The sequence below is a fragment of the Candidatus Proelusimicrobium volucris genome (assembly GCF_959605025.1).
In the GTDB taxonomy this organism is placed as follows: Bacteria; Elusimicrobiota; Elusimicrobia; order Elusimicrobiales; family Elusimicrobiaceae; genus Proelusimicrobium; species Proelusimicrobium volucris.
Genome location: NZ_CAUHCY010000003.1, coordinates 1 through 23,586, shown reverse-complemented (window position 1 = coordinate 23,586; position 23,586 = coordinate 1). Strand labels below are relative to the sequence as shown.

The 23,586-nt window shown below is 45.4% G+C and carries 20 protein-coding genes; 15 read left to right on the top strand and 5 right to left on the bottom strand.

The window, feature by feature from the left end; all coding sequences use genetic code 11:
• The first annotated feature begins 46 nt into the window (after nt 1–46).
• The 6 genes from ACQY3M_RS03630 to ACQY3M_RS03605 all read left to right on the top strand — a co-directional run bounded on the left by ACQY3M_RS03630 (nt 47) and on the right by ACQY3M_RS03605 (nt 7,536).
• Nucleotides 47–862 (top strand): phosphatidate cytidylyltransferase, encoded by an 816-nt coding sequence (locus ACQY3M_RS03630; protein ID WP_428066106.1) that lies wholly within the window; start codon nt 47–49, stop codon nt 860–862.
• On the top strand, nt 859–2,055 hold the full coding sequence (gene dxr / locus ACQY3M_RS03625; protein WP_428066105.1) for a 1-deoxy-D-xylulose-5-phosphate reductoisomerase: 1,197 nt from the start codon (nt 859–861) through the stop codon (nt 2,053–2,055). The genes ACQY3M_RS03630 and dxr overlap by 4 nt, the downstream gene beginning before the upstream one ends.
• A gap of 141 nt (nt 2,056–2,196) precedes the next feature.
• Nucleotides 2,197–3,399, top strand: coding sequence for an RIP metalloprotease RseP (gene rseP, locus ACQY3M_RS03620; protein ID WP_428066104.1), 1,203 nt, complete (start codon nt 2,197–2,199; stop codon nt 3,397–3,399).
• Nucleotides 3,396–4,469 (top strand): flavodoxin-dependent (E)-4-hydroxy-3-methylbut-2-enyl-diphosphate synthase, encoded by a 1,074-nt coding sequence (ispG, locus tag ACQY3M_RS03615; protein WP_428066103.1) that lies wholly within the window; start codon nt 3,396–3,398, stop codon nt 4,467–4,469. Before rseP ends, ispG begins: the two co-directional genes overlap by 4 nt.
• On the top strand, nt 4,466–6,184 hold the full coding sequence (locus tag ACQY3M_RS03610) for a proline--tRNA ligase (RefSeq protein ID WP_428066102.1): 1,719 nt from the start codon (nt 4,466–4,468) through the stop codon (nt 6,182–6,184). The genes ispG and ACQY3M_RS03610 overlap by 4 nt, the downstream gene beginning before the upstream one ends.
• 2 nt (nt 6,185–6,186) lie before the next feature.
• Nucleotides 6,187–7,536: a DUF6056 family protein gene (locus ACQY3M_RS03605; RefSeq protein WP_428066101.1), complete on the top strand. Its 1,350-nt coding sequence runs from the start codon at nt 6,187–6,189 to the stop codon at nt 7,534–7,536.
• A gap of 12 nt (nt 7,537–7,548) precedes the next feature.
• Here ACQY3M_RS03605 and ACQY3M_RS03600 read toward each other — a convergent pair whose 3' ends face one another.
• Nucleotides 7,549–8,499: a glycosyltransferase family 2 protein gene (locus tag ACQY3M_RS03600; RefSeq protein WP_428066100.1), complete on the bottom strand. Its 951-nt coding sequence runs from the start codon at nt 8,497–8,499 to the stop codon at nt 7,549–7,551.
• Between the two features lies 1 nt (nt 8,500).
• On the bottom strand, nt 8,501–8,914 hold the full coding sequence (locus ACQY3M_RS03595) for a GtrA family protein (protein ID WP_428066099.1): 414 nt from the start codon (nt 8,912–8,914) through the stop codon (nt 8,501–8,503).
• A gap of 125 nt (nt 8,915–9,039) precedes the next feature.
• Between ACQY3M_RS03595 and rimP the strand changes: the two genes are divergently transcribed.
• Genes rimP through infB form a run of 3 tightly spaced genes read left to right on the top strand, consistent with a single transcriptional unit; the run spans nt 9,040 to nt 13,213 of the window.
• On the top strand, nt 9,040–9,498 hold the full coding sequence (rimP, locus tag ACQY3M_RS03590) for a ribosome maturation factor RimP (RefSeq protein ID WP_428066098.1): 459 nt from the start codon (nt 9,040–9,042) through the stop codon (nt 9,496–9,498).
• 24 nt (nt 9,499–9,522) lie between these two features.
• On the top strand, nt 9,523–10,890 hold the full coding sequence (nusA, locus tag ACQY3M_RS03585; RefSeq protein WP_428066097.1) for a transcription termination/antitermination protein NusA: 1,368 nt from the start codon (nt 9,523–9,525) through the stop codon (nt 10,888–10,890).
• On the top strand, nt 10,865–13,213 hold the full coding sequence (infB, locus tag ACQY3M_RS03580; protein WP_428066096.1) for a translation initiation factor IF-2: 2,349 nt from the start codon (nt 10,865–10,867) through the stop codon (nt 13,211–13,213). Before nusA ends, infB begins: the two co-directional genes overlap by 26 nt.
• Before the next feature lie 1,255 nt (nt 13,214–14,468).
• On the opposite strand, the gene ACQY3M_RS03575 is transcribed toward infB, so the two are convergent.
• Nucleotides 14,469–15,416: a hypothetical protein gene (locus ACQY3M_RS03575; RefSeq protein WP_428066095.1), complete on the bottom strand. Its 948-nt coding sequence runs from the start codon at nt 15,414–15,416 to the stop codon at nt 14,469–14,471.
• Nucleotides 15,417–15,588: 172 nt separating this feature from the next.
• Nucleotides 15,589–16,560 (bottom strand): type IV pilin protein, encoded by a 972-nt coding sequence (locus ACQY3M_RS03570; RefSeq protein WP_428066094.1) that lies wholly within the window; start codon nt 16,558–16,560, stop codon nt 15,589–15,591.
• Between the two features lie 175 nt (nt 16,561–16,735).
• On the opposite strand from ACQY3M_RS03570, the gene gmk reads away from it, so the two are divergent.
• The 6 genes from gmk (at nt 16,736) to mltG (ending at nt 22,687) form a co-directional block, all read left to right on the top strand.
• Nucleotides 16,736–17,317, top strand: coding sequence for a guanylate kinase (gmk, locus tag ACQY3M_RS03565; protein ID WP_428066093.1), 582 nt, complete (start codon nt 16,736–16,738; stop codon nt 17,315–17,317).
• A 20-nt stretch (nt 17,318–17,337) separates the two neighbouring features.
• Nucleotides 17,338–17,631, top strand: a complete 294-nt coding sequence (locus ACQY3M_RS03560; protein WP_428066092.1) for a hypothetical protein — start codon at nt 17,338–17,340, stop codon at nt 17,629–17,631.
• Between the two features lie 12 nt (nt 17,632–17,643).
• Complete coding sequence (locus ACQY3M_RS03555) at nt 17,644–18,495, top strand: uracil-DNA glycosylase (protein WP_428066091.1); 852 nt, start codon at nt 17,644–17,646, stop codon at nt 18,493–18,495.
• A gap of 5 nt (nt 18,496–18,500) precedes the next feature.
• On the top strand, nt 18,501–20,477 hold the full coding sequence (gene priA / locus ACQY3M_RS03550; RefSeq protein WP_428066090.1) for a replication restart helicase PriA: 1,977 nt from the start codon (nt 18,501–18,503) through the stop codon (nt 20,475–20,477).
• Between the two features lie 62 nt (nt 20,478–20,539).
• On the top strand, nt 20,540–21,700 hold the full coding sequence (tyrS, locus tag ACQY3M_RS03545; RefSeq protein ID WP_428066089.1) for a tyrosine--tRNA ligase: 1,161 nt from the start codon (nt 20,540–20,542) through the stop codon (nt 21,698–21,700).
• A 6-nt stretch (nt 21,701–21,706) separates the two neighbouring features.
• On the top strand, nt 21,707–22,687 hold the full coding sequence (gene mltG / locus ACQY3M_RS03540; protein ID WP_428066088.1) for an endolytic transglycosylase MltG: 981 nt from the start codon (nt 21,707–21,709) through the stop codon (nt 22,685–22,687).
• Nucleotides 22,688–22,996: 309 nt separating this feature from the next.
• Here mltG and ACQY3M_RS03535 read toward each other — a convergent pair whose 3' ends face one another.
• Entirely contained in the window at nt 22,997–23,485 is a 489-nt protein-coding gene (locus tag ACQY3M_RS03535; RefSeq protein ID WP_428066087.1) for a type IV pilin protein, read from the bottom strand.
• Nucleotides 23,486–23,586 lie beyond the last annotated feature (101 nt).

The following is a 23,586-nucleotide window of genomic DNA, read 5'->3' as shown; positions in this document are numbered from 1 at the left end:
ACCCGCCGTATTTAATCTTAAGCATTTAATTTGCTAAAATGTTGCTATGCTATTACCTAGAATTTTAACCGCGCTCGTGGGTATACCCCTCGTGCTTGCCGCCATCTATTTTGGCGGTATATTCTATATGGCTTTCGTAGCGGCCATAATATTGCTCTGTTTATATGAGTATGGTTTGATTTTGCTTACCGCAAAGAAACCCGTCAACCGCGTATCGCTGATAATCTTCGGCATACTTATGATAATAGGCGCGATAGCGGGGCGGGGCGAGAATCAAATCGGCACGCCGAGCAATATAGCCTCGTTTTTTATGGCGATTTCTTTAGCGGGCGTATTCTTCGTGGAGATAATTTCCCCGGCGCGCTCGCTTGAACGCGCGGCCAATACCTTACTGGGCATAATATTGATACCCTGGTCTCTGGCACACCTGATAAATATCCGCCTTATGGAGCCTTACGGCGAATATTTCGTTTATATACTATTCATCACCATTTGGGCAACGGACACGGGCGCTTATTTTACGGGCAGATTTTTGGGCAAACACAAACTTAACAAAGAAGTCAGCCCGAAAAAGACGTGGGAAGGCGCTATCGGCGGCACGATTCTGGGCGTGGCTGCGGCATTGTTCTGCTGGGATTTATTCTTCCCGTGGTACATAACCGCGGCTCAGGCGGCTTTAATCGGGCTTTTAGTATCGGTTTTGGGGCAGGTATCGGATTTGGCGCAATCGGTACTGAAAAGAAGCGCGGGCGTAAAAGATTCTTCCGGTCTGTTGCCGGGCCACGGCGGCTTCTTCGACAGGTTTGACGCCTTCCTGCTCAGCGCCCCCGTATTGTACTACGTACTGCTCTATATGTTATGAAAAGGATAGTAATTTTAGGATCTACCGGCTCTATCGGGGTGTCTTCGCTCAGCGTCATATCGGCTTTGGGCGAGGATTACCGCGTCTTGGCGATAACTGGCAACAACAATACGGAACTGTTTTTAAAACAGATACACGAATTTAAGCCCAAATACGCCGCTTTGTACAGCGAGGAATCCTACAACAAAATAAAAGACCAAGTGCCCGCACACACCAAATTATTGGCGCCGGGCATAGAATCTTTGGTATATCTCTCGATTACGCCCGAGGCCGATTTGATAATAAACGGCTTGGTGGGCGCAGTCGGCTTTATACCGCTGATAGCGGCGATAAAGGCAGGCAAAACGATAGCTTTGGCCAATAAAGAACCGATAGTAATGGCGGGGCGCGCGATTATGGACGAATGCAGACGCTGGAACGCCACGATAATACCGGTAGATTCGGAACCTTCGGCTGTTTTTCAGTCTTTGGAGAATGTCGACTCCCACTCCTACTACAAGGCCGAGCCGCAAATAGCGAGCATATTGCTAACCGCTTCGGGCGGGCCGTTCTTTAAGTACGACGGCGATTTAAGCAAAGTAACGGCGGAGCAGGCTTTGGCGCATCCCAGATGGAAAATGGGCAAGAAGATAACGATAGATTCCGCGACTTTAATGAATAAAGGTTTTGAAACTATCGAGATAATGCACCTTTTCGCCCTCCCGCTGGAGAAAGTAAAAATAGTAATCCACCCGCAGTCGATAGTACACTCCGCGGTGGAATACGTCGACGGCAGCATAATAGCGGAGTTATCCAACCCCGATATGCGCCTGCCGATACAATACGCAATTACTTATCCAAAGCGTATGCCCAACCCGGCAAAGAGGCTTTCGATAATGGAAATGTCCAAGCTGGAATTTTCCGAGCCGGACTTAAACAAGTTTCCGTGTCTGTGCCTGGCTTTGGACGCCGCCAAAAAGGGCGGGAGTTTCCCCGCCGTATTAAATGCGGCCGACGAAGTGGCGGTATCGGCGTTTTTGGAAGGGAAAATATTGTTTACAGACATACCAAAAATAGTCGCGGGCGTACTGGCCAAACATACCAGCCAGCACAAGCCGCTTACCTTGAGCGCGGCGGCTTTGGTAGACGAATGGGCAAGGGAAGAAGCTGTCGACTTGTTAAACAGCAAAAGGTACAAAAAAGTTAAGATATAGCTTCTAAAAACAGCTCTTAAAAAACGGCTTTTAAAAAGCCGTTTTTTATTTTGCCAATGCCGCGCGGGAACGAAGTGAAAGCGGTTTTAAAGGGCTCCTCTAAAGTGATATAATATTATTATCTTACATTAGGAGCTGTAAATGATAATGAATTTCCTCAATGCGCTGTGGGCAAAGATACTTTGGCTGATCAGCCCCGATACTTTACTTTCCGCTTTAGGCATAGCCTTCGCCTTGGCGCTCGTTATTTTTATACACGAACTGGGCCACTTTTTGGCTTGCAAACTTTTAAATATCCGGGTAGAAGAATTTTCAATAGGATTCGGAAAACTTTTGAAGAAATGGGGCAAAGGCGAAACGCAATACTCCCTTCGCGCAATACCGCTGGGCGGATACGTCAAACCGGCGGGCGAATTTTACGCCAGAGAGGCGGAAATAACCGATGAGCGCGACTTCGCCGCTAAACCCTGGTATTCAAGGGCTTTTATGGTGTTTGCCGGCGCGGGAATGAACTATGTTTTGGCTTTCGTAATATTCTTTTTTGTTGTATTATCCGTCGGGCTGCCCGTAAACAACCCAAAGCAAATCCCCCCCGTAGTAGGCGAGATATTGGAAAGCTATCCCGCATACGACTCAGGCCTACAAAAAGGAGATTTGATTACCAAGGTGGATAATACCCCCATACAAAACTGGGAGGAAATGGTAAAAAATATCGCCGCGGCGCAGGAAAACGTAACTTTGACATACCAACGCGGGGAGGAAACTTCCAGCGTCACACTCCCTTTAAATGAGGATAAGAAAGTCGGAATAGCTTTGGAACCAGTCTACCAAAAAGCGGGTATATTCGAAGCCTTAAGAATAGCGGGCCATCAATGCTATTATTGGACAGCCCTTTCCATTACCACGATAGCCGATAGACTTTGGCACAAACAGGCACCCGACGTGGCCGGCCCGATAGGAATTTTTGAAATCGTGGGCAAAGGCGTACACAGCGGGGCGGAAGATTACTTCTTTTTGATAGGTCTGATATCGGTGGCGATAGGTATGTTCAACCTGTTCCCGATACCGATACTAGACGGCGGACATATTCTGTTTTTCATCATAGAGGCGATAAGAGGCAAAAGAGTTAAGGAAAAAACCCTCTACAACGCCAGTTCCGCGGGCGCGATATTTTTGCTTGCCTTGGTACTTTATGCCACTTACAGCGACATTAAACGCTTAAGAACCCGCAGCGCCAAACCTGCGGCGGTAGAGCAGACGCTAAAAGCCCAGCCCTCAGAGCAAACGGCGATACCGCCTGTAGAAGAACAAACTCAAAAACCTGCACAGGAGGCCGCTAAATGAAGAAAACCCGCGAAGTAAAAGTAGGCTCTTTTGTACTCGGCGGCAAAAACCCCGTAAGAGTGCAGGCGATGTGCAATACCGACACCAGGGACGTAAAAGCGACGGTAAAGCAAATAAAAGCATTGGAAAACGCCGGCTGCGAGATTAACCGCGTGGCTGTGCCTGATATGGACGCGGCCAAGGCTTTGGGCAAAATTAAGAAAGCGATGACAACACCGCTGGTAGCAGATATACACTTTGATTACAAACTCGCGCTTGAAGCGATAAAACAGGGCGTGGACAAGGTAAGGATAAACCCTGGCAATATCGGCGATATGGCAAAGGTAAAAGAAGTCGTCTTGGCCTGCAAAGACAAAGGCGTGGCGATAAGAATAGGCGTCAATGCGGGCTCCATAAAAGAGCTAAAGAAGTTTTCCGGCCAGCCGAAATGGAACGACAAAAAATGGGCGCAAGTAATGGTGGGCGAGGCTTTGGAACAAGCCAACCTGCTGGAGAAACTGAATTTCAAACAATATTTGGTATCTTTAAAATCAGACAATATATCCCGCACGATAGCGGCTTGCGAACTTTTGGCGCAGCAGACCAATATCCCCCAGCATATCGGCCTGACGGAAGCGGGCAGTTTCCTGGCGGGTACGGTAAAGAGTTCTATCGCGATGAGCCGCCTTTTAAGCCAAGGCATAGGCGCGACGATAAGGATATCCTTGACGGAAGATCCCAAGATGCAAGTCCGCGCGGCATACGAGATTTTAAAAGCGCTCGGCCTTAGGGAATACGGCCCCAATATAATATCCTGCCCTACCTGCGGGCGCACGCAGGTGGATATAGCTGGTACGGTAAAAGCGTTGGAGGAGAAGATTTACTCCGACAAAGAACTTATCCGCCTTTCTACGGGCAAAAAGATAGCCGTTATGGGCTGTGCGGTAAACGGCCCGGGCGAAGCGCGCGACGCCGATTTCGGCATAGCTGGCGGACGCGGAGAAGGGCTCTGGTTTGAGAAGGGTGAAATAAAATACAAACTCCCGCAGAAGATTTGGATTAAAAGAATATTAGAGGAAATAAAAAAATGAAATTATCGCAATACTATATCCCCACTTTAAAAGAAGCTCCCAAAGACGCCGACATAATCTCGGCCAAATTGATGTTAAGGGCCGGGCTTATCCGCAAAACGGCCAGCGGCATTTACGAATGGCTGCCGCTTGGCATAAGAATTTTAAAAAAGGTAGAAAATATCATTAGAGAAGAGCTTGACGCGGCTGGCTGCTGCGAAGTATGGCTGCCGATAGTCCAGCCCCAAGAACTTTGGGAAAAATCAACCCGCTGGACCTATTACGGCAAAGAGCTGCTCCGCTTTAAGGACCGCAAAGGCGCCGGTTTCTGCTTGGCCCCTACCGCCGAAGAAGTAATGACCAATTTGGTGATGAAAGACGTAAATTCCTATAAGCAGCTGCCTTTGTGCCTTTATCAGTTCGGTACGAAGTTCCGCGACGAGATCCGCCCGCGCTTTGGCGTAATGCGCGCAAGAGAGTTTTATATGAAAGACGCCTATTCCTTCTGCGCCGACGAGAAATCCGCCGCAGAGTGGTATCAGCGCCTTTACGACGCTTATATGCGTATTTTTACCAGATTCGGTTTTAAATTCAAACCAGTGGAAGCAGATACGGGCAATATCGGCGGAAATTTCTCCCACGAATTTATGGTGCTTGCCCAAACGGGCGAGAATGAAATTTCGGTCTGCCCCAAATGCGGATATACCGCCAATACGGAAAAGACGGAAATTGAAGCGCCCGCACCCGCAAACCCAAAGCCCGAAGACTTGCTTGCCTCGGAGGAAGTTTCCACTCCGGAAGCCAGAACCATTGACGAGGTGGCCGCTTTCTTAAAACAGCCGGCGGAAAAATTCATAAAAATGTTGGTCTATAAAGCCGACGGCAAAGCCGTAGTTGTTTTAATGCGCGGGAACGACGAACTTAACGAAATTAAACTTAAAAAACTCCTTAACGCGTCCGAACTTGAAAAAGCCGAACCCGACTTTTACGAACAGACGACCGGCTCACCCTTGGGGTTCGCCGGACCTTGCGGCCTAAAACAAAAGAACGCCGATATAAAGATCTATGCCGACAACCACATAAAAACAATAGTTAACGGCATAGCGGGCGCAAATAAACAAGATACCCATTTAAAGAATGTAAATTTGGGCAGGGATTTCCAGCCCGACGTCTTTGCGGATTTAAAACTCGCCTCAAAAGGCGACCGCTGCCCCAGATGCTCGGCCGAATTTGAATTTATGCGCGGTATAGAAGTCGGCCATACTTTTAAACTAGGCACCAAATATTCCTTATCGATGGGCGCGAACTTCTTAGACGAAAATCAGCAGTCCAAGCCTATGATTATGGGTTGCTACGGCATAGGCGTAAGCCGCGTAATAGCAGCCGCCATCGAGCAATCGCACGACGAAAACGGCATAATATGGCCCGCGCCGCTTTCCCCGTTTGACGTGGAACTTATCGCTTTGGATACGCAGGGCGAAGTCAAACAGAAAGCCGACGAGATTTACAATGCCCTTCGCGCCGAAGGCATAACCGTACTCTACGATGAACGCGATGAAAGGCCGGGCGTAAAATTCAAAGACGCAGACCTTATCGGCATACCCCATAGAATAGTGATAGGCAAAAAACTTCTGCCCGAGGGAAAACTGGAATATAAAGCCAGAACGGCGCAGAAGGCGGAATTCTGGCCGATAGAAGGCATAGAAGCCAGAATAAAAACGCTGATCGGCAAATAGAAATGCTATCCAAGAAGACCTTGGCCAGTTATCTGTTTTGGGGATTGTTGACGGGGCTGTATTTGGCTTTTATTTGGTTCTTTACTTACCTGTATCCGATAAGCGAAGACGAACTTCTATGCCCCGTCCATAATTTAGAATGCTATTTTTGGGCTTTTATCACCGTTTGCGCCAGAATAGGCGGCCTGATAAACATTATACTGATACAAGGCTATAAATGGCTGTTCCTAATTCTTAATCCTTTGGCGCAGCTGGCTTTGGTATACTCCATATTTTACCTGGTATACCTAAGAATGCCCAACTTCAAGAAACTTGAAGATTTGCCCGCCTTTCTCTTTATAGCTTTGGCGAGCGTATTTCTGGTAACCCAGCCCGACCAAACTATTTTTTGGTTTGCGGGTTCCGTAAATTATCTGATGCTGGGCGTTATGTTTATGGCTTTTTGCGCCGTACTCAGAAAAACTTGGCACGAACCCGATTTTATACCGTCCAATTCCTTTACGAGGATAGCGGCTTTTTTCGCGGGGATAATACTCGGTATGAATAACGAAAACTCCGCCCCTATGATATTTTGCCTCTGCGGTTTATATACTTTGGCGGCGTTTATCCTCAAGAAGAAAATCCCCAATTGGTTCCCCCACCTTTTTGCGGGCGTCGCCGCGGGATTGGCGCTGATGTTCAGTTCGCCCGCCTATCATTACAGAAATAATTTGAATTTTATCACGAAAGCGTTAAACCAAAGGCCGCTCTTTGATAGAGCTATGCACCATTTGGCTAATATGGATTTGTTTATGGCAAGTTCTCTTTACGCTTTGCCCGTTTTATGCTTGGCCGCGGTTTTATGCGCCATGGACAAATTTAAACGGGCGATAAAAAACGAAGCCTTCCTAATGCTGGTTTTAAGCTGTTTCGTCAGCTTCGTATTGGCTATGGTGTTTTTCCTTCTGCCGATACGCCCGCACAGGGCTTGTTACAGCGCTTCTTTGTTTACGATTGCGGCGGTGCTCTTTTTCGCCAATTACATAAAAGACGAATATAAATTCAATTTGACGCCTTATTTTGCCGCAGCGCTGGCACTTTACGTCGCCTTCATAATAGTGCCTTTCAGCAAACCCTATTTCTCGCTTTACAGGCAAAGTCTGCAAAGAAAAGCCGTTATAGAGAAAATGCTTACAACGCCCGACAATACCTGCATATACGCGCCCGTATACGATATCCCCAAAGGCCCGACAACAAACCTTACCATAGACTTTATGGACGAAATGGGACGCCGCCATTATTATATCGAACAATATTACAATCGCAAGTTCGCCAGCGGCAGAGAGCCGGGCAGAAACGAAGAACGTATGTAGTTTGCCTAAAGATTAAAAGTTTATTCTTTCTTTCTCGATTACCATGGGACGTTTTAAAAGTTGTGTCAAAACCGCGCCCAAATATTCGCCTATAATACCCATAAAGAAAAGCTGTACTGAAAAGAAGAAAAACACCGCTATAAGCAAAGGCGCTTGCCCCATAGGGAAGCTATTCCAAAACAACAATTTAAGCACAAAGTAGACAAAAGCCGTCAGAATAGACAGTATAGACAATATAAATCCGCCTATCGCCGCTATTCTAAGAGGCAAACGGCTGTGATTGGTAAAACCGAGCATCGCATTATCGTAAAGAGTATACCAATTATTTTTCGTAATTCCGCCAAAACGGCGCGGCTGCTTGAAAGGTATCAGCGCGGCAGGATAGCCAAGTTCCCCCACTATCCCGCGCAGGTAAGGATAAGGATCATCTATCTTGGCAAGTCTTTCTATCACTTCCCTGTCGAAAAGCCCAAAACCCGTGCACTGCTCAAGCAAATTGGCGCCGCTGTCGTTGAATTTTCTTAACAGTTTATAATACAGGCCCCTCAAAAAATAAATAAATTTATTTTCGCGGCTTGAAGTCTTTTGCCCGAATACGACTTTATACCCCTCTTCCCATTTTTTTATAAATTCGGGAATAAGTTCCGGCGGGTCCTGCAAGTCTGAAGCCAAATAAATAACCGCCGCCGCACGCGTCTGCAAGGAAAGCATTATTCCATAATAAGGCGAACGAATATGTCCAAAGTTCCTCATATTGGCAACAACGCCGAGCTGTTTTTCTTCCGCGGCCAGCTTTTTAAGTTCCGCCAAAGTATTGTCAGTGGAGGCATTATCAAGTATCAAATATTGGAAATCGTATTTATCGCTCAATCGATCAAACTGTTCCTTAACCCTATAATAAAGCGGTTTGACGTTTTCCTGCTCGTTAAAAGCGCTGGACACTACGAAAATGAGAGGTTTCATATCATTTCTCCGTTTTAAAAACGAAATTCTTGTTCAAAAAGAAACTTATCAAAGCCATCGGCGCGAGTATCAAAGCGCCGGAAACATATCTGTTTTCCAAGCCCGCGAACGCGAATATTTTAAGCAAGGCTACCGCAAGCGCGTACGTAAACAAATAGACCCCAAAAAACTTAAATATCAGCCTGTTTGACGAATTGCCGAAAACCAACTCCCCTATCGTCTTAAAGTTAAAAAGCACTCCGCATACGGTAGCAAACAGCGGGGCGGTAAAATCGCCGCAGCCGATAAAAACAAAAAAAGCGTAGGCCGAATAGCCAAATATCGTATTAAAAATACCGACAAACACAAATTTTACGAACAATAAATCAAAGCCCAGGCGCGCGGCGCGGTTTTTAATAAAATCTTTTGCGTTCACGTTTAAATTATATCAAAAGGCAAAGCTCTTTACCCCAACGCCTATTTATGTTATAATAAATTATCTTAAAGATTACTTAAGCGACTTGTCTTAGCAAGTCGCTTTTGTTTTAGAGGAAGCACTTTATGAAAAATAAAAACTATATTGAAGAATCCGTCGCCAAAGCGCTGGAAACCCAAGGCTATGAACTTATAGACCTTATAATCCAAGCGCACGGCAGCAAGAAACTTTTACAGTTCTTCGTCGATAAAGAAGGCGGCGTGAACCTTAACGATTGCGAAATTTTGTCAAACAAAATCGACGCCGTTCTGACTATGGAAAACCTTATCGAGGGCGCCTATATACTGGAGGTTTCCTCCCCAGGCATAAAAAGAGTGCTTAAAAAGCCCGCACATTTTAAAAGATTTATCGGCGAGAGAGCCAAAATATACACCAAAGAGCCCATAGAAAAAAGGGCCTGCTTTACCGGCTTGATAGACTCGGCCGACGACGAACAGTTCGTATTGGACGACGGAACTACCAAGTTCACCTTCAAATACGACGCTTTGAAAAAAGCCAATCTTGACCCGGTAACGGAATTTTAACTTATCAACAGGAGAAACAAAAAAATGCAGAGCAAAGATTTACTTTTAGCCTTGGAGAGTTTGGAGAGAGAAAAGAACATCAAAAGGGAAGACACCTTAAAAACCATAGAAGACGCCCTTATCTCCGCTTTAAGGAAACATTTGGGTAAAACCGCCGTTTTATCCGCCAAGATAGATACCGAAGAAGGCACCATAACCGCCTATCGGACTTTAATCGTATCCGAAGAGGTAACCAACCCGGAGACGGAAATATCCCTCCAGGACGCCAAAGCGATAAAACCCTCGGCCCAAATCGGGGAAGAGATTGTAAATACTCTTAACGTTGAGGATTTCTCCCGCATAGCCGCACAGATAGCCAAGCAGGTGCTTATCCAAAAAGTAAGAGGTATTGAGAGAGATAATCTCTACAAAGAATTTAAACCCAGGGAAGGCGAAGTCGTAACGGGTTTGGTAAGGAGATTTTCCGACCGCGATATCATAGTAGACTTAGGCAAAGCGGAAGCCATTTTGCCTTATTGCGAACAAATCAGGAAAGAGCGCTTCGTACACGGCGGCAGAGTCAAAGCCATAATAACAAGAGTGCTCAACCAGACAGATTTCGCCGACGTCAAAGACGACCCTGTATTAAGCAGATACAAATCCGCGGCCTACAAAATGGATAAAGGACAGAGAGGGCCATACATTATACTTTCCAGAACTTCGCCCGAATTTTTAAAGGAATTGATGAAAGTGGAAATACCGGAGCTTTCCGACGGCATAATTGAAACTAAAGCCATCGTGAGAGACCCCGGCTTCAGGGCCAAAGTGGTAGTAAAAAGCAATGACAACAAAATAGACCCCATCGGCACCTGCGTCGGTATGAGAGGCATAAGAATAAGAGCCGTAACCAATGAACTTTCCGGCGAGAAAATAGACCTTATCAATTACAGCGACGATTCCGTAACCAATATTGTCAATTCGCTTTCACCCGCGAAAGTCCTCTCCGTAAGAATAAACAGCATGGAGAAGAAACAGGCTTTGGTAATAGTACCCGACGATCAACTGGCAATAGCGATAGGCAAAGACTGGCAGAATATAAAGTTGGCTTCCAAAGTATGCGGCTGGGAACTTGAAGTAAAGAGCGAATCCCAGAAGAACCAAGAAGGTTTGGAAGCAGCCCAAATGCTGCAGGAAACTTTGGCAGACGTAGAAGGCATAGGGCCGAAAATAGCGGAAGTATTGGTAAAAGCGGGCTTTAACTCCATAGAGAAAATAGCCTCTTTGACACCGGAACACCTGGCGACATTGCAAGGCGTAGGCGAGAAAACGGCCGAAAAGATTATAGAAGGCGCCAAAAAATATTTGGCCGAACACGAGGAGGCGGAAGATGACACCAACGAAGAAACCCACTAATACCGACGAGGAACAGGATAAAAAGAAAACAGTAAAGAAAACCGCCGCCAAAAAAACGGCCGCTAAAAAAACCTCCGCGGAAAAGAAACCCGCGGCCAAGAAAACGACGGGCGCAAAGAAAACCGCCGCTCCAAAAAAGCCTGCGGCAAAAAAGACGACGGGTTCAAAAAAATCTGTTAAAAAAGAAGTTCAAGATACTAAAGCCGCAACTGCGGAAGAAACTGTTCAGCTTCAGGCGCAAGCACAAATCGCTGCGCCTCAGCCGGAACTTAAAGAGCAGGAAATCCAACAAGAGCAAAAGAAGCGCGAGGAACCGAAAGTCCCAGAAACGCCAAAACAACCCGTAGAGGCGCAAAGCGAAACTTCTTTTAGCCAGACCGCGCCAAAAACGCAGGAGACTCCAAGACCTGCCGAACAAACTCCGAAAAAAGAGTTTAAGCAGGAAAACAAACCTGCTCCGCAGCCGCAGGCGGATAATCGTCCGCATGGCGATCATTCCAACCGCCATGACCATAAAAGGCACGAGGATAAACCCGCCCAGCCTCAAAAAACTGACGAGAAAGTAATAAAAATCTTGGGCCAGCCGACAATAAAGGAATTGGCCGAAAAGATGGACATCAAGATAAACGACTTTATCAAAAAGCTGATGGGCATGGGGATATTCGCCACCATAAACCAAAGGCTTGAGCAGGATATGATAGAGCTTGTGGTGGCCGAATGCGGTTTTAAGGCGGAAATAATCCAGGAATTTGCGGAAGATAAAATCGCCGCGGAAGACAGCGAACAGGAAGATCCCGCGCACTTAAAACCCAGAGCTCCGGTAGTAACCATTATGGGGCACGTCGACCACGGCAAGACCAGTTTGCTCGACGCGATCAGACATTCAAACGTAGTGGCGGGCGAATTCGGCGCCATAACGCAGCATATCGGCGCGTATAGGGTAAAAACCCCGCGCGGATACATATCCTTCCTTGATACCCCCGGCCACGAGGCTTTTACCGCCATGAGGGCCAGAGGAGCGCAAGCGACGGATATCGTCGTACTGGTGGTATCCGCTACCGACGGCATAATGCCGCAAACAATAGAGGCTATCAACCACGCACAATCGGCGGGTGCGCCTATCATAGTGGCGATAAACAAAATAGATTTGCCCGGCGCCAATCCAGATAAAATAAAGCAGGAATTGGCAAACCGCGGGCTTATCCCGGAAGAATGGCAGGGCAATACCATTTACGTAGAAATTTCCGCCAAAAAGAGAATTAACATCGATAAACTCTTGGAGATGATAAGCCTCCAGGCGGAAATGATGGAACTTAAAGCCAATCCCGACAGACGCGGCGTAGGCGTAATACTCGAAAGTAAGCGCGACAATAAACGCGGCGTCGTCGCTACCGTATTGGTACAAAAAGGCACCATGAGGGTGGGCGATCCTTTTATAGTAGGCACAAACTACGGTAAAATAAGGGCGCTTATAGACGAACACGGCAAGAGGCTGCCCTGCGCTGGCCCCTCGGTACCGGCGGAAGTACTAGGCATCAACGGCGAGCCGCCCGCAGTAGGCGATACTTTATTTGTCACCGAAAGTGAGAAAGAGGCTAAACATATCGCCGAAAAAAGAAAGCTCGCCCATAAGGAGGAGAAATTGGCACATCAAAAGCATGTTTCTCTGACGAGTTTAAAGAGCGATATAGACGGCAAAAAGGTGAAGGAACTCTCCATAATATTGAAGGCCGACGTACACGGCTCGATAGAAGCGATCAAAGACGCCATACTAAGAACGCCGACCGAAGAAGTCCAGGTGAAGATTATCCACTCAGGCGCGGGCAATGTAAACGAATCGGACATCTTGCTTGCCAAAGCAAGTAATGCGGTAATTATCGCCTTTAACGTCGACAGCGACACAAAAGCCGCCGAAGAGGCCGAAAAAGAAGGCATAGAAATCAGGAAGTACAATATCATATTTGAGCTTCTTGAAGACTTGCGCGCCGCCATGGAAGGCTTGCTTGAGCCTGAAATAGTGGAAGAACGAGTCGGCCTGGCGACGGTACGCCAAACCTTTGACTTAAGTTCCGGCTTTGTCGCAGGCTCTTATATAGAGGAAGGCAAAGTGGTACGCGGATACGAAGTAAAAGTAATGCGCGGCTCGGAACAGATATTTAAAGGCAAAATATCGGGCTTAAAGCGCTTCAAGGACGACGTCAAAGAGGTGGAAAAGGGCTATGAATGCGGCATATCGATAGACGGCTGCCGCCAAATAAAACCCGGTGATACCATCGAATGTATACAAAAGAAAACAATAACGAGAAGAATAAGCAAAATATAGCTTACAAAATCTCTTAACACAAATCCCCCGCCAAAGCGGGGGATTTTCTTTGTCCATTAATAATTTGCGGAAGGAAAAACCCCGCCGTTTTCACGGCGGGGCGGTTAGTTGGGAGCCGAAGAGTTCCCTCTTCGGTAAAACTTTCTATCTACAATAGAAAACTTCGAAATTACGACAACATCGAGATCCCTGAGGACTGCACTCTGCACCAGCTACCACGTTGCTACAACCCAAAATAGTCCCGCCTGGACCACCCATATTGTAACAGAAATAACTTGGGTCCCGCCCCCAACTTTCCCATCTGTTACCTATTATTTCTTGATCAGTGGCACACCTTAAGCCTGTGCCGTCTTTTCGCTGGCAACAGGTACCGCCGCCACGCAAAGTAACTTTCTCATATGCGGGATCGCTGCAATCACAATCTCCCCAAGAGCCGGTTTGCCATTCTCCCGTAGAAGTATTGCAAGTTACCGTTCTGTACTTATAGCCGCCATTACAAGTCGTTTTTGTTGATGGTTTGGTAGAACTGGAACAAGTCTTAGATACGGGGCAGGAAGAATCCCAGCCGCTCCACGTTCCGTCCGAACAACAAGTTTGTATTGACGTTCCGCAACTCCCTTTAGGCTTATACTGTTTTGTCCCTTCCGTACAGGAACAGCTGGTAGTATCATAGATAGTCCCATTATCCGGACAGCAACTCCTTGTGCCGTTTACGCAACATTTGGTTTGACCTTTAATGCAAAGCCAAACAGGTTTTACGTTGTCACCAATTCCAAAAGCTGCATAAGCATTATAAGAAAATAACAATAACAAGCTAAACGTCAGTATAAATTTTAAATGAGAAACACTATTTAAACTAACCATTATTTTTACCTCCTTTTTAAGTTTAAGCTGCTAAACCCGGCATACGATGCAATATAGTCTCAAAAAGGCCTACTTCCAGATAAGCAGCCCAATAGATAGGAAAAATTTATCAAAAAAAAAAAAACCAGTCAAGCGTTTTGGGGCTTCAAGAGACCTCAAATCGAATTTAAATACTCGGTAGAGAATTTAACGGATTTATCAGGCAATCAAAATATTGATTAAATTTCTATCTTTACCTATCGGAGGGCAGATATTAACAACTTTTATATTAACAGCTTAAGAAAAGAAATACAAAAATTTCTCCTGCCATAGCAGGAAATACAAAAAATAAAAATCCCCCGCCAAAGCGGGGGATTTCATATTTTATAGATATATCGTCAATAGCCTAAACTTAACCGCCTTGTCTGCACAGATACTGCTGACAAAAACCCGCTCCGTTAATATGACCATATTGAGAACCGCATCCGGTCGATACCATACCGCCGCTAGTTTCCCATTTGCTCCAATATGTGCCGCTTAAAGATTCGTTGCACTCAGGAAGAGGCGATGTCCCACAGTCGATCTTATTCCAGCAAGGCGTCCCCATCTTTACCCAACCATAGGGAATTTCCCCATCGTTGAAACACCTTAAGCCTGTGCCGTCTTTTCGCTGGCAACAGGTACCGCCGCCACGCAAAGTAACTTTCTCATATGCGGGATCGCTGCAATCACAATCTCCCCAAGAGCCGGTTTGCCATTCTCCCGTAGAAGTATTGCAAGTTACCGTTCTGTACTTATAGCCGCCATTACAAGTCGTTCTTGTTGATGGTTTGTTTGAGGTACTGCATGTAGTAGGGCAGCCCTTCCCCCATTCACTCCATGTAGGTAAAGCGCGATCTCCTGCACAGCAAACTCTGGATATGGTATCACACTCGCCGGAAGGCAAATACTCAATATCACCTACTTTACACTGCGTCAATACGGGAGTAATAAGACCGCCGCTCCATTCTCCACATTGTGCACTTATATCTACTACCGCGGAAAAAGTACCGCATCCCCTTACTTCACTAGGCATAGTACACGTTCTGGTTTGACCCAAGGTATTGCTTTCCGTATATGTAGCTGACGGCAAGGTGCATCCCCCCTGCCAATCCCACATTCCTCCCAAATTACGGCATACACAAGCTCCGCGCGCTCTTTGAACTTCACCGTTAGGCAATGTCCTCTCACAAGAAAGGAACTGCTCTTGACCTAACGTAGTGCAATTCTTTATTATCGGCATTACCGTTTGGGAATATGTTTCTGCTAAAGCAAACAAAAACAAGCACATAAAAACAAGCATAGCTTTTATCCTAAACATAACCTTCCCTCCCTAACTAAACTCTTTATACCATATAATAAACCTGCAAGGGAAATTTATTATTGTTTCCCTTTTATAATTTTCTATTACTTTACCAGGAATTTATTTTATAACAAAAAGGCCCCAAACCTTATCAAAAGTACGGGGCCTTTTTTATTTATAAAATCAAAACCTATTCACATTTGCAGGCGGCAGTATTAAACTCACAGCTCCAGCCACCTTTAATGTGGAATGTTCTGGAAAGTACCGTTACGCCGTCATCGCAAGTTTGTTTCTGAACGGTTCCATCGGCGCAAGTTTTGTCAAAGGCCAAACATGTATTTTTGTCCGAGCAGTAATGGCTATCCGTATCTCCGGTGCATTCATATCCGCTTCCGTCAGACTTGCAGGTACCTTTACAGCTTTGGAACGAACCGGACGAACCAGGCGTACAGGTATAAACATTATTGCATACGCAGCTGCCCCATGTAGTTCCGGAACAGGTTTGATGACAATCTGTCCCCTCATCGCTGGTACAGGTCCTTGTCTGCCCGTCGCACCACCCATCTATCGGGGAACAAGATCCTTCCCACTGGCAGGTGGTCATATTGCAAGTATAGCTACCCGTTTGACCGACAGGGCATGTAGGCTGCGCGCCAGGGCAACCTGTGCATGGCGGAACTTCCGGTTCAGGCTCCGGCAATGCTACGTCGCAAACGGATTCCGCACTGCCTATAATATCGCCAAAGCTGCTGCAAACATTACCCGTGCAGCCAAGGCCGGGAGTCTCATAACCGGCGGAAAAAGTGAAAATCTCATTCTCGCCTTTTTTGTACGATACAGAGGCGCAAGCCTTTTCCTGATTTAGACTGACATAATAATTCTCGTTTACCACGCCTTCAGCCAAATTTTCTTTTCCGGTAGTCAGTTTTTTAAAGTCAGAAACGTTAGTCGCATATTCGCCTGTCGTGGCAAAATTCTGTATTTGTTTATTCTTGACTATTTCAAGCAAATTGACAGCCTCGGTCGCTCTCGCCTTGGCTATTGACTTGCTGAATACTGGATACGCTATCGCCGCCAATACTCCGACGATTATAACCGTAACCAACACTTCCATTAAAGTAAAGCCTTTTCTTCCTTTCAAAGCTTTTTTGTTTCTAAGCATATGCTTTTCCTCCACCCGGGTCTTTCTATAAGTATACCTGAGATGTTACCTCTTTACAATATTTCCCTATCAGTATAGAAAAAAAGAATTTATATTTGCAAGCGGATTTTATTGTTTATATTTTTTCTTTTTCCCTTGTTTAACTAAATATAATTTAATAGAATATCTAATGTATATGGAGTGCTTTCCCTTAATTATTTCAGCGCCGTCAGGCGGAGGTAAAACCTCAATAGTCGCGCGTCTTCTTGAAGACGACGGGCTCTCGCGCGTGATAACTGCTACCACCAGGGCGCCTCGGAAGGGCGAAATCGACGGGAAAGATTATCATTTTTGGTCGGTTAAACGGTTCGAAAACGCAATAAACAAAGGTGCTATGGCGGAATGGGCCAAAGTGCATGTGAACTATTACGGGATACCGAAAAGTTCTTTGGACAAACTTATAAAAGCGGGCAAAACGCCAGTATTGGTAATAGATGTACAGGGCGCGAAAACAGTCAAAAAAGTCTATAAGCAGGCGGTATCTATTTTCATTACCCCTTCCAGCTTTGACGAACTTAAAAGACGAATCGCATCCCGCAATGACGGAACAACAGATATAAAAGTTCGCCTAGCCAGCGCGAAAAAAGAACTTAAATGCATAAAGAATTATGACTATCTGGTAATAAACGACGATTTTGAACAGGCTGTAGCCGACTGCAAAGCGATAATACGAGCCGAACGGTTAAAAGTAAAAAGATCGACGAAAAAATTTAAATAATAAAAGCGCAGGAGAAGAAAATGGCAATACAGGATAATGATATCGAAAATAAGCTGGTTGATTTTGACGGCGATAAATACAGTATGGTAGTGTTGGCCTCAATGTGGGCAAAAGTATTAAAGAAAAAGGCCGAATATAAAAATCAGCCTGACGCCACCGTAATCAAGGTAGCCTTAGACGATATTTTAACCGGCAAAGTGACCAAAGAAATGGTCCTGCAGGGTTCAACCGACGCTTTGGCCCAACAGAAACGTGAAGAGGAAGAAGCCAGAAAAGAAGCCGAAAGAAAGGCCAAAGAGCCTCTTAAATTATAATCTTCGCACGAAATGAGCAAAGAAATTAAGGAAATAGCGGCCGGTCTTAAAGCTTTCCTGCAAAACGCACAGGAAGAAGACCTGATTTTAAAAGCAGCCTTAGCACAAGATAAGGCTGCTTTTACTTCCGACGTAAAAAATAGCGGGATAACAGAAAACCATTCTCCTTTAAAAATGCAGAACAGAGATATACACCCCCTACCAAAAGAGAATTCCCCGCTCGACGGGAAGACCTCCGACGCTAAAACCAAAGAAATTGCTTATATAGCCCAAATGATAAACGGCTGCCAAAAATGCGAACTGGGCAAAACACGCATAAAGGCCGTGCCGGGCGAAGGCAACGTAAACGCAAAAATAATGTTCGTCGGGGAAGGCCCCGGCTATGAGGAAGACCGTCAGGGCCGCCCGTTCGTGGGGCGCGCGGGGCAGCTGCTTGATAAAATAATAGCGGCCATGGGCTTTACCCGCGAGGAAGTGTTCATCGCAAATATCGTAAAATGCCACCCTATGGTGGATCCTTCCAACCCCGATAAACGCTCCAACGACAGAGCGCCTTACCCGGACGAAATCGCCGTATGCAGAAGATATTTAGAACAACAAATAAAGACCATATCTCCCGATTATGTGGTAGCTTTAGGCGGTGTCGCGGCGAAAACGCTTATAAGCCAAAACCAAACCTTTGGCGCGGTACGGGGCAAAATATTCGATCTTAATCTTACTTGCGTGGAACTGGATAAACCCGTTAAAATACTTGCAACCTTCCACCCCGCCGCTCTTCTCAGAAATCCCAGCTGGAAGAAAGAGGCTTGGGAAAACCTAAAAGTACTCTTGGCCGATATGGGCAAAATACCCCAAGCCAAATAAACGCTATGAATATATCCGTCTCCCTGCCGATAGCGCTTAATAAAAGTTTTGATTATGCGCTGCCAAAAGAACTGGAAAATAAAGCCGCTTTGGGTTTGAGGGTAAAAGTTCCCTTCGGCAGGGCTGTACAAACGGGATACATTACCGCTTTGGATACTAAACCAGAACTGCCAAGCGGAGTAGAGTTAAAATCCGTATTATCGATAGAAGATGAAAGAGTTCTATTTGGAAAAGAACTTTTCCCGCTTGCCCATTTTATAGAGCAAAATTACGCCAATACTTTGGGTGAAACGCTGAACGTATTGCTGCCCGCAATATTCAATCAAAAACTTTTGGATTCCTATAAACCTTCTCCGGAAAAGGATCTGCCTCTTTTCTACCCCGCGGGCACATACAGCCAAGAACAAAAAGAAGCCATAAAAAACGCAAGACAAAACCAAATAAATTTATTTTACGGCGCAAATCTTTCAGGTAAAACCGAGGCCGCTCTAAGCCTGGCCTACAACGTGTTAAACCAAGGCGGGCAAGTGTTGGTATTAGTACCCGATATTATCAGTTCCGCCAATTTAATTGAGGTAATAAACAAAAAATTCGGCGCGCATCATATTTTAATGTGGCACAGTAAAGTATCTTTAAGCAAAAGGAAAACGGCCGCGGCGGAAATTATTTTGGGAAAACCCTGCATTGTCGTCGGCACAAGATCTGCCTGCCTGCTGCCGTTTAAAAATCTGTGCCTTACTTTAATCTTCCACGAGGAAAGCAAAGATTTTAAACAGGAAGATTCAAAACCCTACTACCATACCAGGGAAGTGGCCATAGAAAGAGCAAACCTCACGGGCGGTAAAGTTATACTTATAAGCGCCACACCCTCGCTCGAAGCTCTTAAATTAAAGGAAGAAAATAAATTAAAAGCCAGCTTTTTCCCCCATCCTCTGCCGCAGTTTAATAATGAAACCCAAATCATAACAGTGCCGAAGACGGGTAAAAAATCAAAGTTAATATCCGACGAACTTATAAAACTCCTGCACGATAATATGCTGCACGGCGGACAAAGCCTGCTGATTTTGAACAGACTTGGATACAGCGGTGTCTACGCCTGCCTTAATTGCCGCGCTTACGCCAAATGCAAAAAATGCGGAGCGGTGCTAAGCAGAATAAAAAACCATAAAGAAGATTACTTAATATGCCGCAAATGCGGCGCTAAAGAAAGCATAAAGCAAATCTGCCCGCTGTGCAAGAACGAAATATTCAGATCTCTCGGCGGGGGCACACAAGCCGCAACGGAAGAAATTTACAAAATATTCCCCCAGGCGCGCGTTTATAGATTGGATTCCCAAACCCTTAAAACAAAAAAAGACGAGGGACACTTCGTCGAAGAAGCCCTAAAGGACAATCAGGCCGATATTATAATAGGCACCAATTTGGCCTTAAACGCCGGCCTTTGCGGCGGCAAAATAAATTTAGCCGCACTGCTCGACGCCGATCTGGAATTAAATTCGGCCGATTTTCGCGCGGCCGAACGCTTTGCCCAAACCCTGTTCAATCTTAAAGGGCGGCTTAACAGATACAGAAACGCGAAACTGATAGTCCAAACCTCAAAAGACGATTTATTTGATTATAATATTCTTAAAGAAAACAAATATCTGGAATTTGCCTCCAACGAGGCTATGTTCAGAAAAGATTTTCACTTTCCCCCCTACACCAAACTGGTAAAATTGCTTTTTACCTCAAAAAGTGAAAAGGACTTAAACACCTTCGGCGAAATGGCCGCAAAAGCAGTGCGCGAATCCTACGGCGCGTTTATGAGAATAGAGGGGCCGGTAAAATGCGGGATCCATTCAAATGAACTTTACCAGCAATATTACCTGATAAAAAGCACCGACGGAGAAATGCTCAAAGGCTTTTTGAGAACCCTGGCAAATACCAAAGCGCCAAAGAAACTGCAAGTTAAAATATTGGCGGAGCCTTATAATTTCATTTAGTAAAATGATAAAATATATTATATTTTTCGGTATGGACAAAATATTTTAGCGGGAGTATAGTTATGGAAGTAAAAGAGGTTTTAAAACTCTTAAAAAGAGGAACTGTCGACTTGGTGAGCGAAGCCGAATTGGAGAAAAAACTCTCCAGCGGCAAACAACTTATGATTAAATTGGGCTGCGATCCCACAAGTTCGGATCTGCATTTCGGGCACAGCGTAGTACTTAACAAGTTAAGGACATTCCAGGATTTGGGACATATGGTAACCTTGGTAATAGGTGATTTTACCGCCGCGATAGGCGATCCTTCCGGCAGAGATACCACCCGCCCTATCCTTAAAAGGGAAGATATCTTAAAAAACGCCAAAACCTATACCGACCAAGCCTTTAAAGTACTTGACCCCGCAAAAACGATAGTGCGCTTCAACAGCGAATGGCTGGACCCTTTTATTACCTCCAAGGAAATATTGGGCACATTGTCCAAGGTAACCATGGCACAGGTATTGGAAAGAGACGATTTTAAAAAGAGAATGAAAGCCGGCAACCCCATAAGCGTGCTGGAAGTGATGTACAGCTTGTTCCAGGGGCAGGATTCCGTCGCGCTTAAAGCGGACGTGGAGCTTGGCGGAACGGACCAAATCTTCAATTTACTGGTAGGCAGGCAGCTTCAGAAAAATAACGGACAGGAACCGCAAGTGGTAATGACTATGCCGCTTCTTGTGGGAACGGACGGGGTAAAGAAGATGTCAAAATCCTACGGGAACTATATCGGCCTTAACGATTCGCCGGAAGATATGTTTGGCAAAATAATGTCCATATCCGACGAATTGATGCTGCAATATTACGAACTTCTTACCGTGGAAGACTTGGAAGAAGTAAAGAAAAAGCACCCCATGCAGGCTAAAAAAGATTTGGCGGCCATATTGGTAAAACGTTTCCATGGGGAAGACGGCGCAAAAGCGGGGTTGGCACATTTCGAGAAAGTATTTTCCAAAAAGGAAAACCCCGACGATATGCCCGAGCTTAAAAACGCGCAAGGCAAATTGATTTCCGCCATACTTATAGAGGCGGGAATAGCCAAAAGCAAAAACGAGGCCAGACGCCTGATAGACCAAAACGCGGTAAAACTCGATGGCGAGAAAATAAACCGCGACGAACCTTTAAACCTTACGCAAGACGCTGTTCTGCAAGCGGGGAAAAGGCATTTCGTCAAACTGATAAAATAGGTATCAATGAAGAAGAAAATACTATTAGCCGTAACTTGTCTGTTGCTTATCGCCTTTATTACGTTAGGCGTAGGGGCGTACAAATATTTTAACGCCTATGGGCCCGAGACGGAAATAACCATTCCGCCAGGCGTAAACGCGGGGCAAATAGCGCAAATACTTAAAGATAATGAAATCATCAAAAGTACGCTGTGGTTTAAGATATGCCTTAAATTCAGCGGAGCGGCGCCTATGCTCAGGAGCGGAGTCTTTACTCTAAACAAGAATATGCCGGCAAGCAAAGTAATTTGGCGTTTGATAAACGATTCCGGCACCAAAGATTTTAAAGTAAAGATACTTGAAGGCTGGCGAATAGAGGAAATTGCCGAAGCTTTGGAAAATGCCGAAATCATCAAAGACAAATACGCCTTTATAAAAGCGGCTAAAGAGGCCGATGCCGAAGGATATTTGTTCCCTTCCACATATATGTTTCCCAAAGATATGCAGCCGCAGGAAGTCATAGCCGTTATGCTTGCCGAATACGACAAAAACATCAAACCACTCATCAAACAATACAAAGGCAAATTAACGGAAAAAGAGCTTTTGACGATAGCTTCCATAGTGGAACGCGAGGCGATTTTGGATTCTGAAAGGCCTAAAATAGCCGCGGTATATTTAAACCGCGTAAAAATCGGCAAGAAACTCGAGGCCGACCCGACCGTACAATACGCCTTGGGCTATAACGCCAAGGAGGGCCGCCATTGGAAAAAGGGCCTCACTCTTAAAGACTTGAGAGTAGATTCCCCTTATAACACCTACCGATACAATGGCTTGCCGCCGGGGCCTATTTCCAGCCCGAGTGTAAATTCGGTCAAAGCGGTAATCAATCCCGAACCAAATTTTGACGCTTTGTACTTTGTAGCCGATAATGAAACGGGCGGACACATATTCAGCAAGAATTATCATCAGCATCTGCAAAGCATAAGAGCGGTGCGAAACAAAAAATAATACGAGATTTTATATAAGAACCCCTCGTCTTTTGACGAGGGGGTTCTTTAGAGAAAAGGAAATCCTGTTTTTACTCAGACAATTAAATTACTCCAAATCCCCGAAATTAAAATATTTAAAAGCGACGCACTCAAGCACAAAAGGCACCTTGCAACTTCTTTATTCTTCACCGGCAAAGTCCTCTTATAAGGGCATAGTTCTTAGAATAAATATACAAATTAGCAGAAAAAAAGAGAGGAGGCTTACGCCTCCCCCCTTAGGAGGGTACTATATGATTATAGTACCAAAGCTGTTTTGATTAAATTACTATTAGCTACCAGTAGCAGCAGCAGCAGTAATGCCCAAAGAGTCGCAAAAGCCCTCACCGCCGGTCCCATCGGTGCAGCCTACCACACCGTTATAATAGTACCTGGTAATTACATATTTATTAGTCGTCCCGTTTCTTTCAGCTTTTACAAAGCCATTCGCCGTAGTTGTACCATTAACGGAAAAGGTAAAGTTTTTGCTATGCCAAGTAGTGCCACTGGCATTCCCAGTTCCCGTACCGGCTTCTCCCACATCGGGGAACTCGATATCCAAATTGCCGACATCACTAGTGTATTGATTATCAGAACTGGCCAATCTGGTTCTTTCCATAGCTGCGGCTACCGAACCCATAATGGATAAAGCTTCCGACGCTCTGGATTTTTCTACCGCTTTAAAATATTGCGGCAATGCCACGGCGGCCAAAATACCGATTATCAAGACCACCACAAGCAATTCTATGAGGGTAAAACCCTTCCTGTTTAAGTTTTTCATAAACTTCCTCCTTTTTTGCCCTTGCTGGGCACAGAGAAAATTTATCAAAAAAAAAAAAACAGTCAAGCGTTTTTTGACTTTTCGGTAAACCTCGACGTACG

Bases quoted from the DNA above. Each gene is read 5' to 3' on its own strand.
- priA (WP_428066090.1), top strand. From the start codon at position 18,501: ATGAATATATCCGTCTCCCTGCCGATAGCGCTTAATAAAAGTTTTGAT.
- ACQY3M_RS03560 (WP_428066092.1), top strand. From the start codon at position 17,338: ATGGCAATACAGGATAATGATATCGAAAATAAGCTGGTTGATTTTGAC.
- gmk (WP_428066093.1), top strand. From the start codon at position 16,736: ATGGAGTGCTTTCCCTTAATTATTTCAGCGCCGTCAGGCGGAGGTAAA.
- nusA (WP_428066097.1), top strand. From the start codon at position 9,523: ATGCAGAGCAAAGATTTACTTTTAGCCTTGGAGAGTTTGGAGAGAGAA.
- tyrS (WP_428066089.1), top strand. From the start codon at position 20,540: ATGGAAGTAAAAGAGGTTTTAAAACTCTTAAAAAGAGGAACTGTCGAC.
- ACQY3M_RS03610 (WP_428066102.1), top strand. From the start codon at position 4,466: ATGAAATTATCGCAATACTATATCCCCACTTTAAAAGAAGCTCCCAAA.
- ACQY3M_RS03575 (WP_428066095.1), bottom strand. From the start codon at position 15,416: ATGTTTAGGATAAAAGCTATGCTTGTTTTTATGTGCTTGTTTTTGTTT.
- rseP (WP_428066104.1), top strand. From the start codon at position 2,197: ATGATAATGAATTTCCTCAATGCGCTGTGGGCAAAGATACTTTGGCTG.
- rimP (WP_428066098.1), top strand. From the start codon at position 9,040: ATGAAAAATAAAAACTATATTGAAGAATCCGTCGCCAAAGCGCTGGAA.
- dxr (WP_428066105.1), top strand. From the start codon at position 859: ATGAAAAGGATAGTAATTTTAGGATCTACCGGCTCTATCGGGGTGTCT.
- ACQY3M_RS03605 (WP_428066101.1), top strand. From the start codon at position 6,187: ATGCTATCCAAGAAGACCTTGGCCAGTTATCTGTTTTGGGGATTGTTG.
- ACQY3M_RS03555 (WP_428066091.1), top strand. From the start codon at position 17,644: ATGAGCAAAGAAATTAAGGAAATAGCGGCCGGTCTTAAAGCTTTCCTG.
- ACQY3M_RS03630 (WP_428066106.1), top strand. From the start codon at position 47: ATGCTATTACCTAGAATTTTAACCGCGCTCGTGGGTATACCCCTCGTG.
- ACQY3M_RS03535 (WP_428066087.1), bottom strand. From the start codon at position 23,485: ATGAAAAACTTAAACAGGAAGGGTTTTACCCTCATAGAATTGCTTGTG.
- ACQY3M_RS03570 (WP_428066094.1), bottom strand. From the start codon at position 16,560: ATGCTTAGAAACAAAAAAGCTTTGAAAGGAAGAAAAGGCTTTACTTTA.
- ispG (WP_428066103.1), top strand. From the start codon at position 3,396: ATGAAGAAAACCCGCGAAGTAAAAGTAGGCTCTTTTGTACTCGGCGGC.
- ACQY3M_RS03600 (WP_428066100.1), bottom strand. From the start codon at position 8,499: ATGAAACCTCTCATTTTCGTAGTGTCCAGCGCTTTTAACGAGCAGGAA.
- infB (WP_428066096.1), top strand. From the start codon at position 10,865: ATGACACCAACGAAGAAACCCACTAATACCGACGAGGAACAGGATAAA.
- mltG (WP_428066088.1), top strand. From the start codon at position 21,707: ATGAAGAAGAAAATACTATTAGCCGTAACTTGTCTGTTGCTTATCGCC.